Genomic DNA, 12015 nt, shown 5'->3' on the forward strand with positions numbered 1-12015 from the left:
CTGGGTGAGGAAGCCGACGCCGCGGGGGCGGGCCCAGGTGTCGACCATGGCCTGCAGTTCCCGTGCCCGGTCCGCCTCGCCCCGCAGAGCGGCCAACAGACCCAGATACGCGCGGGTGTGATGCGCGAGCAGCAGATATCCGTGGGACGTCGTCAGTTCCAGGCAACGCTGTCCGGTCCGCTCGGCCTCGTCCCACTCACCTACCGCGATCTGGTCCAGCATGATCAGGTGCGATGCCGTCATGCTGTTGCGCACGAAGCCGGTTTCGGCCTCGCGGTCCACGGTGTGCTGGAGATGGCGCCGGTACTGGCCAAGGGTGTCCACGTGGTAGGCGGCGACCCCCAGTCGGCTGATGTCCCACGGTTCCATGCCCGCAAGGTTCGTGAACTCACGCTCCACCCGCTCGCGCACACCCGCACCGTGCCGGACCACGTCGCCCCACGCGTCGCGGTAGACGAGGGAGCGGGACGGGACCAGCGGGCCCAGGGAGCCGAGCAGTTCGCGGGTCTCCTCCCACTGGGCCGGGTCACCGGCGTACTGATCGATCGCGAGCAGCAGGTTCACCAGCCGTGTGAGCATGTCGGACGCCTGGTCCGGCGCACGGTCGCGCAGGCTCGCGATCGTCGCCGACACCCGGCGGTGCGTGAGCCGTACGTCCCCGTCCTCGAAGAGCGCCATGGAGGCCGAGGTGACCACGGCGGCCGGGGGATCGTCGGTCCCCGTTGCCAGGTCGGAGCGGACGAGCCGCTGCGCCTGGTCGAAGAGACCGGCGTGGCCCGCGACGAAGGCCGCGTCGCCGAGCCTGCGGGAGCGCTCCTCGCGGCTATCGCTCAGCTCCGCGGCCCGGGTCAGCCAGGTCACGGCGGCCACCGCGCCGCCGCGCCGGGTCGCCGAATCCGCCGCCGCCTCCAATGTGTTCGCGATCTCCTCGTCGGGGTCGATCACCGAGGCCGCCAGATGTGTGGCACGCCGTTCGATGTCGTCGCGGTGCACGTCGGCGAGGACCGCGTGGGCGGCCCGGCGCTGATTGGGCGTGGCCGTCTGCACCACGGTGGAACGGATCAGCGGGTGCCGGAACACGAAGTCGCCGCTGACGGGGGCGATGTCCAGCAGGCCGGCCGCCACCGCCTCGTGCGCGTCACGCATGCGGTACTGCCGCTGACCGGGTGCGGGCCTCGAACCCGGTGCCGCGCCGACACCGTCCAGGGCGCCGCGCAGCAATTCCTCACGGACGTCGGCGCTGAGCTTGTCGATACGGGTGCGGTACACATGCTGGAGGCGTCGGGGCAGCGGCAGGGGCGTGTCTCGCAGTCCGAGGGACTCCGCCGCCGCGACCTCTGCGTGCGCGCCGCTCAGATGGACGGGCAGTTCGAGCAGTGCCAACGGGTTGCCCTGGGCCCGGTCCAGCACCAGGCGACGGACCTGGGGAGCGAGGCCGGGGTGGCGCAGGTCCAGCAGCCGCCGCGCTTCCTCGTCCGGGAGGGCCCTGACCGGAAGTTCTGGCAGGGCGGCGGTGTCGAAGCCGGACGGCACGTCGCCACGCAGCCCGACGACGAGCTTCACGGAACTGCCGGTGAGCCTGCGCCCTGCGAACCCGATCACCGCGATGCTGGCGGCGTCCAGCCACTGGCCGTCGTCGAGGAGCAGCAGGAGTGGCCTGGTCGAGGCGGCCAGGGACAGCAGGTCCAGGGCGGCGATGCCGAGCGACATGACCGAAGGTGGCTTGCCGGTGCCCCGCCCGAAGGCGGCGTCGAACACGGTACGGTGCACCTGGTCCAAGCCGTCGACGGCGGGCAGCAGGGAGTACAGCAACTGGTGCAGACCGGCGAGGGGCAGCCCGGACTCGGCCTCCACGCCGACGGCCCGGATCACCTCCTGGCCCGCCCGCGCCGCCAGTCGCGCGGCATGGTCGAGCAGGGCGCTCTTACCCACCCCGGTCTCTCCCCGCAGGACGAGTGCCTGCCCCTCGGCGGCCGTCACGAACGCGGACAGCCGCCCCCTCTCGTCGTCTCGGCCGATCATCGTCACGTGTGACTCCACGGCGCCCCCACTCCCCTCGTCACCGGACCAGCCACGTGTGTTCATACTGGAGCATATGTGTGCGCAGGGTCGACCTTGCGGTGCCCCGTGCGGCAGGCGCGGGTTCCGCTCGCCCGTGGCGGCGGCGCACGCCGGACGGCCCGCCCTGGGCCGTTCCGGTGCCAGTGGTCAGTCCTGGACGGTGGCCGCTGACTCACGTTGCGGGTGCTGGGCACGCGCATGACGGTCGCGCGTGTTGCGGTGGTGGACGGTACGCAGGTGCAACTGTCCACGTGCACGGGTGCGGCGTCGCAGAAGTGGGCGGCGCAGTCGAACGGTTCGCTGGTGGCCACACGGTCCGGCAAGTGTCTGGACGCGGCCGGTCCCAGCTCGGCCAACGGCACCAAGCTCCAGATCTGGACCCGCGCGTCCAGCGCCAACCAGCTCTGGAAATTCCCCGCCTGACGGACTGCTCACACCGGCGCCGGGCCGGGCGGGATGCATGTCCTGCCCGGCCCGGTGTTTCTTGTCGTCGAGAGTCGAGAGTCCGGAGCGGGTTCTCGCAGCCGTCAGGTGAACCGGTCCCACGCATCCGACGGCTGCCCGTCCTCCGTCGGATGCGGCGACTGCCGGCGCAGAGTGCCGAGGCCACGCAGAAGCGTGTCGACCACGACGTCGGCCGCCCGCCCGGGGCTCAGATGCGACTGCTGATGCGGCGCGAGTGTCACCAGTTCGACCAGCAGGGCGTTTGCCCAGCTGTGGGGGAGGTCGGGGCGTAGGAGGCCTTCGTGGGTGGCGCGTTGGAGGAAGGTGTCGACTTCCTCGACGCATGCGTCGCGGCGGTTGCGGACGGTGTCGTGGGCGAGCATGCGGGTGAGGTCGACGGGCCAGGTGCGGTTGACGGTGATGATGTTTTCGACGTAGCGGTGCAGGGCGACGGTGACGGGTGCTTCGCGCAGGCGTGCGTCCTGGATGGCTTCTTCGATGGCGGTCACGCGGGATTCGTAGATCGCGGCGAGGAGTTCCTCGCGGGAGGCGAAGCGTCGGTAGACGGTGCGTCGGTCCACGCCCGCTTCGGTGGCGATGCTCGCGATGCTCGCGCCCGGATCGGCGGCGAGCATGCGGGCCCCGGTGGTCAGGACGGCTTCCAGGTTGCGCGCTGCGTCGGCTCTCATGAGTCAAGAGTAACGATGAAGTGGAATATAGAGACTTTCTCTCTACGCTTATGTGTAGCTAACGAATGGAAGTGCTACATTGAAGTGGCAGTTGAACGAGTCGTTCAAACAGACCGAGAGCACCGGAAGAGAGCACGCACATGATCACCTACGACCGGCTTTTCATCGGGGGTTCCTGGGTCGAGCCGAGCGACCCTGAGCTGCTCGACATCGCCTCGCCGCACGACCAGTCGCCGATCGGCCGTGTGGCACAGGCCCGGCCGGCAGACATCGACCGCGCGGTGGCGGCGGCGCGCGCTTCGTTCGAGGCAGGTGTGTGGCGGCTGACCCCGCCGGCGGAGCGGATCGCGGTCCTGCGGCGGTTCAACGCTCTGCGCGAGGAGAGCGCGGAGAAGGTCGCCCACCTGATCTCGCTGGAGAACGGCTCGGCCGGATGGTTCACCCGGGCCGGACAGCCCGGTCTGACCCGGCAGGCGAACGCCTACCTCAAGGCGGCGGAGGAGTTCGGCTGGGAGGAGACCCTGGTCCCCTCCGACCCGGCTTCCCCGGTGCGCAGTGTGGTCCGCCGCGAGGCGGTGGGTGTCGTGGCCGCGGTGATCCCGTGGAACTCGCCGTTCTCCTCGGCCACTTCGAAGATCATCCCGTCACTGCTCGCCGGCAACTCCGTGGTTCTCAAGGTGTCCCCGGAGAACTCGCTGAGCATGGCTTTCCTGGCCGAGCTGCTGGAGCAGGCGGGTCTGCCGGAAGGCGTGATCAGTGTCCTTCCCGCCGACCGGGAGACCAGCGAATACCTGGTTTCCCACCCGGACGTCGACAAGATCGCCTTCACCGGTTCGACGCGGGCCGGCCGCCGCATCGCCTCGATCGCCGGTGAGCAGCTCAAGCGCGTCAGCCTGGAGCTGGGCGGCAAGTCCGCCGCGATCATCCTCCCCGACGCCGACATCGAGAAGGCCGTCGCGGGCCTGAAGTTCGGCTCCCTGCTCAACAACGGCGAGTCGTGCATCGCCCAGACCAGGATCCTCGCCCCGCGCAGCCGGTACGAGGAGGTCGTGGCCGGGCTGAAGGAACTGGTGGAGTCGTTGAAGGTCGGGGACCCCAATGACCCGGACACCTTCATCGGCCCGATGATCCGCCCCGACCAGCAGGAGCGGGTGCGCAACTACATCCAGCTCGGCATCGAGGAGGGCGCCCGTCTGGTCACCGGCGGTCCGCAGATCCCCGAGGGCCTGGAGAAGGGCAACTACGTCACGCCCACCGTCTTCGCCGACGTCGACAACTCCATGCGGATCGCGCAGGAGGAGATCTTCGGCCCGGTCCTGGTCGTCATCGCCTACGACGACGAGGACGACGCCGTCCGCATCGCCAACGACTCCGAATACGGCCTCTCCGGCGGCGTCTGGTCCTCCGACGAGGCCCACGCCCTGGCGGTCGCCCGCCGCGTCCGCACCGGCACCATCACGGTCAACGGCGCCTCCGTCGCCTTCGATGGTCCGTTCGGCGGCTTCAAGGCCAGCGGTATCGGCCGCGAATACGGCGCCGTCGGCCTCGGCACCTACACCGAGTACAAGACCATCACCATCTGACCCGGCAGACACAGACCGATCCGCCGACGGCGGCAGGTGGGCTCGCCCACCCGCCGCCGTCGGCGGCGTTTCCGGCTGTCCACTGTCCACCGGCGGTGTCCGTCAGCGGCGATGCCGCTCACCGCGGCACGGTCAGTGCGGCGCGCCCCGTGCCGGAATCAGTCATCTGACTGTGCCGGTGGCGCTCGGCCGCCCCAAAGCCATGACCACGACCGCTGCGGCGTCCATGCTGACCGAGGTGCTGGAACGTGCCACGGATCCCGCCGCGAACGCGGTCCCTCCGGTCCCTGGGCCACCCTCGCACACCGGGTGCCGCGCGTTCCGGTCCTGCCGGGTGACAGTCAAACAACTGATCCACGGCACGCCCGGTGGTCTCGACAATGGGGACGTTGGCGACAACCGGGAAAGGAACCACACCCCATGACGATCATCACCAGCCCGCTGCCGGACAGAGAACGCGAGATCGCGGGAAGAGCCCTGCAGGCGACCCTCGTCGACCTGCTCGACCTCTCCCTCGTGGCCAAGCAGGCGCACTGGAACCTGTACGGCCCGCGCTTCCGCTCCGTTCACCTCCAGCTCGACGAGGTCGTCACCTCCGCACGCCTCTACGCCGACACCGTGGCCGAACGTGCTGCCGCCCTGGGGGTCAGCCCGGACGGACGGGCCGCCACCATCGCGGAGACCAGCGGTGTGCCTGCCTTCCCGTCCGGCTGGACGAAGGACGTCGACACCGTCGAAGCACTGGTGCGGACGTTCTCCGCGGTCGTCGAACGGGTACGGGGACGCATCGAGGAGACGGGCCCGGCGGACGCGGTGACCCAGGATCTGCTGATCGGGCTGACCGCCGACCTGGAGAAGCAGAGCTGGATGTTCCAGGCCGAGAACCGGACCTGAGGAGCGCGTGCCCCGCAGCGGGTGTACCGCCCTGCGGGGCACGTGTGCGTGGCAGTCCGGAGTGCGGCGCTCTCAACGCCGACGACGCGCCCGCAGAGCCGCTGCCTTGGCGCGGTTCCCGCAGGTTCTCATCGCGCACCATTCCCTCCTGCGGCCCCGGGAGCGATCGAGGTAGACCTGTGTGCAGTCGGGGTGTCCGCACTCACGCAACAGGGCTGACTCCTCGCCCGCGAAGACCTCGACAGCCTCGCGGGCGAGATCGGTCAGGGCCTGGGAGGCGGTACCGAGACGTCTCGCGCCTCCGGGGCACAGGAACGTCGCCACCGGCGTTCCGGCGGCCTGCCGGTTCACCGTGGTGACCGCCCCGGCGGGCAGGGGGCGGCCGTCGATTCGGGCCCGGGCCAGCGAGTAGATCGCCTCCCGCAGGGCCAGAGCCGCGCGCAGGTCAGCCGCGTCGGAACCAGGTTCCTTATCGAGCAGCCCGGACTGCACGAACCAGGCGTCGAGTCGCCCGGGGGAGCCGATCCGTTCGTCGGGAGTCTGCCGGCGACGCGCCTGCAAGGTGCCCACGAAGTCGAGGGCGGGCGTCCTGCACGGAAACACATGTCTCACATGACCCTCCTGGCAGGTGGCTGAACACACCTCAAGAGTAACCGTCTTGACAGGTGACGAAGGTGCGTGGGAATCTTTCGTCACCGGTCAGAACAGTTACTTCTTGGTGAGGAAAGCCCCATGGCAGTCGTACGGTTCCACCTCGTCTCCACGCTCAGCCCGAAGGACGTACTGGGAGTGCTGACCGACTTCGGCCCTTCCCGGGCGGAAGCCTGGCCCACGATCGACGCCGGACACTTCGAGGTCCACGAACTCGGCGACACCTGGGCAGAGGTAACCGAGGGCACCGCCGCCGCCTGGGAGCGCGCGCGCTACGAGTGGACGCCGGGAGGTGACACGGTCACCATCACCACTCTTGACTCCAAGCTCTTCGGAGCCGGTGGCGGCTGGGTCTTCCGGATGACCCCCGAGGCCGACGGAACCCGGGTCGACGTCGAGCTGACGCGGCAGCCGAGCACGCTCAAGGGCAAGATCCTCGCCTCGCTGCTCCCCGTCGTCGCTCCCTCGTCCCTGCGTAAGTCCTTCGCGGGCCCCCTGCAAGCCAACTGACCCGCTCCCGCTGCCTCAAGTCCCCAGGGTCACCGCAGCGGCGGGGCTCACCTCGCGAGGGCCGGCCATGTGCGTGGCCGGCGCCTCCATCGATCGGGGAGTGGGGGACGGGTGCCCTGAGGGTCCTCAGGTTGCTGTGGGTCCTCGGGTCGCGCGACAGGGTCCCCCGTCGGCGCCCGGATGTCGCCGCGTCCTCAGAGGGCGCGGGCGAAGCGGGCGAGCAGCTCCCTCCAGTGCCGCTCGGCCGCCGCCGGGTCGTAGGCGGCGGTGTCGGACTGGGTGTAGCCGCGGTGCGCACCCCCACTTCTCGGCGGTGTTCGGTGCGCGGCCGGTGTCCGCCGTGTATACGTGTTCGTCGATGTCTCTGTTCGCCGGGCCATGTGTGCCAGGTCTGCGGCGTGTTCCGCTGAAGATACACGTATGTCAGTGGCTGTCCCTCGGATCATGTTTCGGACCCGGATCACAAGGGTGGGTGGGGGATGGTGTCGAGGTGTCGCGGCCGATCCTGTTCACGTCCGTCGCGGGCCAAGGATGGGAATCCGTGGACGTGGACCGTCAACTGACTGTTGTCGAGGGCCTGATGCGAGCCCAGAGTGGGAACCGGGGGGTCGGTGGCGTCCTGCCGTCGACTCACCCGAATTCAAGCCCACCCCTCTTTCGTCACCGCCCTAACCGGTGATACGGTCTGATCGGTCTTCGGCGAACCCGAGGCTGCCTCGGGTCGCACACCCGGGTCACGGAGGCATGCACGCGGACATCGTCCGCGGGTGAGCCCGTCGCCCCGGCCCGCTGTCCTGCTCCTCTGCCGTACACATGTGTCGCCATGCGGCCAGGCACCCCTAACTTCTTGGATGGATACCCATGAGACGACTTCTGACTGTCCTCGCGGCCGGTGTGCCGCTGGCTGCGGCGGTGTACCTGCCGACCGCGTCGGCGGAACCCCAGAACGCCGCCGCGTCCACGCCGGTCAGCTGCAGCACCGTGCCGGTGAAGGCCCCGGCGGGTACCGAGGTGGAGTCCGTGACGGCGGTCCGCCAGGCGGGCGGCACCATCGACGGCACCGGGGTCCTGGGCGGGACGGTCTCCGGTGTCCCCGCCTTCTGCGAGGTGACCGTCACCCTCACCCACCCGGGCGACGACGACCACGCCAAGGTGCGGACGTGGCTGCCCGAACAGGGCTGGAACGGCCGCTTCCAGGCGCTCGGAGGCAGCGCCTATCTCGCCGGGGACAACGGTGTCGGTCTGGGCACCGCGGTCAAGAACGGCTACGCCGCGACCAGCACCGACGCCGGCGTCGGTGACGCCGTGGACGTCAGCTGGGCGCTGGACGCCAAGGGGCAGGTCAACACCGCGCTGCTGAACAACTTCGCCTCCCGCTCCCAGCACGAGGCGGCCGTCGTCGGCAAGCAGGTCATCGCCTCGGCCTACGCCAAGCCTGCTTCCTACTCCTACTTCACCGGCTGCTCCACCGGTGGACGCCAGGGCTACATGGAGGCCCAGCGCTACCCCGACGACTTCGACGGCATCCTCGCCGACGCCCCCGCCGTCAACTGGGACGAGTTCGAGGTCGCCACCCTGTGGCCGCAGGTCGTCATGAACAACGAGAAGACCTACCCGGCCCCCTGCGAACTCACTGCCTTCACCGACGCCGCCGTCAAGGCATGTGACTCGCTCGACGGTGTCAAGGACGGCCTGGTCAACGACTCCGCGCGGTGCGACTTCGACCCCCGCCGCCTGATCGGCACCAAGGTCGTGTGCAAGGGCAAGGAGCTGACCATCACCGCGGCCGACGCGGCTGTGGTCCGCAAGATCTGGGACGGCCCGCGCACCACCTCGGGCGAGAAGCTGTGGTCCGGCGTCCCGGTCGGGGCCGATCTGCCGGCGCTGGCGGGTACCTCCGACCCCGACGCCGACGGCAACGTCAAGGGCGTGCCCTTCCCGGTGCCCCAGTTCTGGGTGTCGTCGTGGCTGAAGAAGCAGCCGTCCTTCGACGTCTCGACGATCACCTACAGCCAGTTCACGGAGCTGTTCAAGCAGTCCGAGGCCGAGTACGACGAGATCATCGGCACGGACGACCCGGACCTGTCCGACTTCCGCGCGTCCGGTGGCAAGCTCCTGACCTGGCACGGCCAGGACGACCAGTACATCCCCACCCAGGGCACGGTGCAGTACCGCAAGCAGGTCGAACGGGAGATGGGCGGCTCGAAGAAGGTCGACGACTTCTACCGCCTCTTCCTCGCCCCGGGCACCAACCACTGCGGTCTCAACGGCGGTGACGGTTCGGCCGACGGCCTCGCAGCCCTGACCGCCTGGGTCGAGCACGGCAAGGCGCCCCAGACGCTGCCCGCCACGCTGATCAACTCCGCCAATGAGCAGGTCGACCGCGACCTGTGCAGCTACCCCCAGGTCTCCCGCTACAAGGGCTACGGCGACCCGGACGCCGCCTCCAGCTTCCGGTGCGTCGCCCCGTTCCAGCACTGACCGCGCCGCCGACGACCCGCTGACCTGAGAAAGGCCGAACCATCATGAGTACGCAGACCTCGACGCCGTCGGACCCGGCGGTGACGGACGGACGCTCATCCCTGCTGAGGCTGTACCTGGGCCGTGGCGTCCTCGCCGTGGCGTGGGCCCTGGCGTTCGCCGGAGCCCACGAGGACATCGACGCCGTGGCGATCACGCTGCTGGTCGTCTACCCGCTGATCGACGCGGTGTCCTCGCTGATCGACTACCGGGCCCTGCCCGACGGGTCGGAGCGCCGGGTCACGGCGTTCAACGGGGTGCTGAGCACGCTCGCCGCCGCTGCGGTCGGCATCGCCGGCGCCGGCGGTGTGGCGCCGGTGCTCCACGTGTTCGGTGCCTGGGCCGTTCTCTCCGGCGCGGCTCAGGTGGTCGTCGGGTTCCGGCGCCGCGGCCCCGAGCTGGGCAAGCAGTGGCCGATGCTGATCGCGGGCGGACTGTCCTTCCTCGTCGGCGTCTTCTACAACATCCAGGCCGCGGGCGACGATCCGTCGCTCGACGTGCTGTCGGTCTACGCCACGGGCGGTGGGGTGTTCTTCATCGCCCAGGCCGCGCTGCTGGGCTGGAAGACCCGGCAGCTGCGCACCCGGGCCGTCTGACCCGCCATACCCTCCCGGTGCCGTCCCGGCCCGCGCCCTGTGGCGCGGGCCGGGACTTCGCGTCGTTCCGGACGGGCCAGGCCGTCAGGCGACGCGGTAGTACGCCAATGAGAGTGGCCAGGTCGGCGGCGCCCGCCGGATCGTCCGCATAGCGGGTGATCTGGAGAGGGCCGACCTGCGGAAGCACGATGTCCTCGCGGGCCAAGACGTGGACCAAGGTCAGCAGGGCCGCGCGGGCATTGCGGTCGGTGAAGGGGTGGAAGAACGCCACGTCGAGGTACGCGCGGGCCGCACGGGCCGCCAGCGGGAACTCCGTGCCGGTCGCCTCACGCAGGCAGGCGGCAAAGTCAGCCTGGGTGCGCGGGGTCAGGCCGTAGCGCTCGCGGCCGGCCTTCGCATAGGCGTCGCTCGCGCGGAATGGCGCCTCTGTTTCGCCGAGAACCTCGCGTTGCCAGGCGGCCAGCAAGGCGAAGTCCAGTGGGGCTCCGCGTGTGGCATCGGCGCGGGCCAGGGCATGGGCTCGGAGCAGGCGCTTCGCACGGACGGGCTCGCGTCGGCGGACCGGTCCTTCACACCATGCCCGAGACCCGTCCCGCGCCGTCAGTTCCCGCCGCAGAGCAGGCGCTTGGTACCAGTCGGCCTCGCCTCGCACACACAGCCAGGTCGAAAGGCTCGGCCAGCCCCTCGAAGACCCCACCGACGCCCTGGAGGAATCCCGCCTTGGCCCGCCTGCCTGAAGTGCGAGATGGCCAGCCCCGTCACGCCGGCCACCGGCGCTCATTCGGTCGTCGGGTAACCGATCTGAGCGATGTCCTTGGCCAGATCACCACGTGTCACTTCCGGGTTCAGCGCCGAGACGATCTCCTGGGTCAGCGGTGTGAGATCAAAGACCGCTTGGACCGCGGCCGGGTCCAGCGTGACCTCGTAGACCTCCTCGGCGAACTCCCGGTAGGCCTCGGTACTGCCCGCGATGAGCACATCGAACAGCCACTCGGCACCATCGGCGTCTTCCATGTCCTCGTTCGGCACCTGAACTTCGCCGCACTTCCACTGGCTGTCGGAGCTCTCGCACCAGAAGCAGACGGTCGCTCGGGGCAGTCCGTTGTGGTCGGCGAAGGCGGGCTCGTCAACATAGGGACGGAAGACGTCCGGGACCGAGTCGAAGAGCCCAGGCCAGAGCTCCGGGGGCGAAACGCGATACGCGGACATCGGCGACTCGTGGTCGCACGCCTGGGCATACACCCCAGCGGCGGAGAACACGATGGCGTAGTCGTTGCCGGCGCCGTCCTTCATTGAGGCCATCTCCTCGCCCGGCGACCAGCGGGAATCGAAGGAGTAGTACCTCCACTCCCACTCAGGGCTCAGAACGGCGTCCAGCATCGCCAGGGCCTTGGACCGATCGCGGACAACCGCGATGGCAGGCAGCTGCTTGATCACTTCATGCACTGACACGCAGCTATCCAAGCGGGGCCCACTGGCACCCGCCCCACTGGCCCCATAGCCGCCCCAGCCTCACAACACGCCGAAGGATGATCAACTTGAACTGTCTACATAAACTCTGACATGGCCTTCGGTCTGTATAAGATGCTCGGCTTCCGCTTCGCCCCGCGCTTCAGCGACCTCGCGGACCAGAGGTTCTGGCGGGCCGACCTGCCCGATGGGGAGGCGCAGGCCGCCGGGTACGGGCCGCTGGAGGCCGTCGCGTGCAACAAGGTGAACCTCAAGCGGATCGCCACGCACTGGCCGGACATGCTCCGCGTCGCCGGGTCGCTCATCACGAACCAGGTCCGCGCCTACGACCTGCTGCGAATGTTCGGCCGCGAGGGCCACCCGACCCCGCTCGGCGCCGCATTCGCCGAGTACGGGCGGATCGACAAGACCATGCACCTGCTTGCCCTGGTCGACCCGGTCGACGACACCTACCGCCGACTGATGAACCGGCAGCTGACCGTGCAGGAGTCCCGCCACCGCCTGGCCCGCTACCTGTTCAACATCAAGGCCAGCGGGCCTGGCCACGGCCTGCGCCCTCTTCGGGACCCGGACGCCGTCGAAGACGACGAGGGCAAC

12 protein-coding genes and 1 pseudogene are annotated in these 12015 nt (G+C 69.6%); 7 read left to right on the forward strand and 6 right to left on the reverse strand.

What is annotated here, in order from left to right; translation table 11 throughout:
- The coding region (locus tag ACFU8W_RS26570; RefSeq protein WP_384042278.1) for an AAA family ATPase at positions 1–2022 on the reverse strand (2022 nt) is incomplete at its 3' end.
- A gap of 237 nt (positions 2023–2259) precedes the next feature.
- Here ACFU8W_RS26570 and ACFU8W_RS26575 point away from each other — a divergent pair.
- Positions 2260–2484, forward strand: a complete 225-nt coding sequence (locus tag ACFU8W_RS26575; RefSeq protein WP_384041889.1) for an RICIN domain-containing protein — start codon at positions 2260–2262, stop codon at positions 2482–2484.
- Positions 2485–2588: 104 nt separating this feature from the next.
- On the opposite strand, the gene ACFU8W_RS26580 is transcribed toward ACFU8W_RS26575, so the two are convergent.
- Positions 2589–3140, reverse strand: a complete 552-nt coding sequence (locus tag ACFU8W_RS26580; RefSeq protein WP_384042281.1) for a TetR/AcrR family transcriptional regulator — start codon at positions 3138–3140, stop codon at positions 2589–2591.
- Positions 3141–3334: 194 nt separating this feature from the next.
- Between ACFU8W_RS26580 and ACFU8W_RS26585 the strand changes: the two genes are divergently transcribed.
- Entirely contained in the window at positions 3335–4777 is a 1443-nt protein-coding gene (locus tag ACFU8W_RS26585) for an aldehyde dehydrogenase (RefSeq protein WP_345512152.1), read from the forward strand.
- 420 nt (positions 4778–5197) lie between these two features.
- Positions 5198–5671 (forward strand): DNA starvation/stationary phase protection protein, encoded by a 474-nt coding sequence (locus ACFU8W_RS26590; RefSeq protein WP_384041892.1) that lies wholly within the window; start codon positions 5198–5200, stop codon positions 5669–5671.
- A 72-nt stretch (positions 5672–5743) separates the two neighbouring features.
- Here ACFU8W_RS26590 and ACFU8W_RS26595 read toward each other — a convergent pair whose 3' ends face one another.
- Complete coding sequence (locus ACFU8W_RS26595; RefSeq protein ID WP_384041895.1) at positions 5744–6283, reverse strand: CGNR zinc finger domain-containing protein; 540 nt, start codon at positions 6281–6283, stop codon at positions 5744–5746.
- Positions 6284–6403: 120 nt separating this feature from the next.
- Here ACFU8W_RS26595 and ACFU8W_RS26600 point away from each other — a divergent pair, with 120 nt between their 5' ends.
- Positions 6404–6832 carry a hypothetical protein gene (locus ACFU8W_RS26600; protein ID WP_384041898.1) on the forward strand — a complete coding sequence of 143 codons (429 nt, stop codon included), beginning with the start codon at positions 6404–6406 and terminating at the stop codon, positions 6830–6832.
- A gap of 194 nt (positions 6833–7026) precedes the next feature.
- Here ACFU8W_RS26600 and ACFU8W_RS26605 read toward each other — a convergent pair whose 3' ends face one another.
- Positions 7027–7212 carry a hypothetical protein gene (locus ACFU8W_RS26605; RefSeq protein WP_384041901.1) on the reverse strand — a complete coding sequence of 62 codons (186 nt, stop codon included), beginning with the start codon at positions 7210–7212 and terminating at the stop codon, positions 7027–7029.
- Between the two features lie 481 nt (positions 7213–7693).
- Here ACFU8W_RS26605 and ACFU8W_RS26610 point away from each other — a divergent pair, with 481 nt between their 5' ends.
- Positions 7694–9313, forward strand: a complete 1620-nt coding sequence (locus ACFU8W_RS26610) for a tannase/feruloyl esterase family alpha/beta hydrolase (protein ID WP_384041904.1) — start codon at positions 7694–7696, stop codon at positions 9311–9313.
- Positions 9314–9357: 44 nt separating this feature from the next.
- Positions 9358–9948 carry a DUF308 domain-containing protein gene (locus tag ACFU8W_RS26615; RefSeq protein ID WP_384041907.1) on the forward strand — a complete coding sequence of 197 codons (591 nt, stop codon included), beginning with the start codon at positions 9358–9360 and terminating at the stop codon, positions 9946–9948.
- Here ACFU8W_RS26615 and ACFU8W_RS26620 read toward each other — a convergent pair.
- Both ACFU8W_RS26620 and ACFU8W_RS26625 read right to left on the reverse strand, forming a co-directional pair.
- On the reverse strand, positions 9887–10414 hold the full coding sequence (locus ACFU8W_RS26620) for a hypothetical protein (RefSeq protein ID WP_384041910.1): 528 nt from the start codon (positions 10412–10414) through the stop codon (positions 9887–9889). The two genes, ACFU8W_RS26615 and ACFU8W_RS26620, sit on opposite strands and share 62 nt — an antisense overlap.
- Before the next feature lie 311 nt (positions 10415–10725).
- Positions 10726–11400 carry a hypothetical protein gene (locus ACFU8W_RS26625; RefSeq protein WP_384041913.1) on the reverse strand — a complete coding sequence of 225 codons (675 nt, stop codon included), beginning with the start codon at positions 11398–11400 and terminating at the stop codon, positions 10726–10728.
- A gap of 105 nt (positions 11401–11505) precedes the next feature.
- On the opposite strand from ACFU8W_RS26625, the pseudogene ACFU8W_RS26630 reads away from it, so the two are divergent.
- Positions 11506–11940, forward strand: a pseudogene (locus tag ACFU8W_RS26630) (Tn3 family transposase); the annotation flags it as partial.
- Positions 11941–12015 lie beyond the last annotated feature (75 nt).

Source organism: Streptomyces sp. NPDC057565, assembly GCF_042801455.1.
Lineage (GTDB): Bacteria > Actinomycetota > Actinomycetes > Streptomycetales > Streptomycetaceae > Streptomyces > Streptomyces yanii.

Excerpts from the sequence above, each read along its gene's own strand:
- ACFU8W_RS26610 (WP_384041904.1), top strand. The coding sequence starts at position 7,694 with ATGAGACGACTTCTGACTGTCCTCGCGGCCGGTGTGCCGCTGGCTGCG.
- ACFU8W_RS26585 (WP_345512152.1), top strand. The coding sequence starts at position 3,335 with ATGATCACCTACGACCGGCTTTTCATCGGGGGTTCCTGGGTCGAGCCG.
- ACFU8W_RS26575 (WP_384041889.1), top strand. The coding sequence starts at position 2,260 with ATGACGGTCGCGCGTGTTGCGGTGGTGGACGGTACGCAGGTGCAACTG.
- ACFU8W_RS26590 (WP_384041892.1), top strand. The coding sequence starts at position 5,198 with ATGACGATCATCACCAGCCCGCTGCCGGACAGAGAACGCGAGATCGCG.
- ACFU8W_RS26615 (WP_384041907.1), top strand. The coding sequence starts at position 9,358 with ATGAGTACGCAGACCTCGACGCCGTCGGACCCGGCGGTGACGGACGGA.
- ACFU8W_RS26600 (WP_384041898.1), top strand. The coding sequence starts at position 6,404 with ATGGCAGTCGTACGGTTCCACCTCGTCTCCACGCTCAGCCCGAAGGAC.
- ACFU8W_RS26580 (WP_384042281.1), bottom strand. The coding sequence starts at position 3,140 with ATGCTCGCCGCCGATCCGGGCGCGAGCATCGCGAGCATCGCCACCGAA.
- ACFU8W_RS26605 (WP_384041901.1), bottom strand. The coding sequence starts at position 7,212 with ATGGCCCGGCGAACAGAGACATCGACGAACACGTATACACGGCGGACA.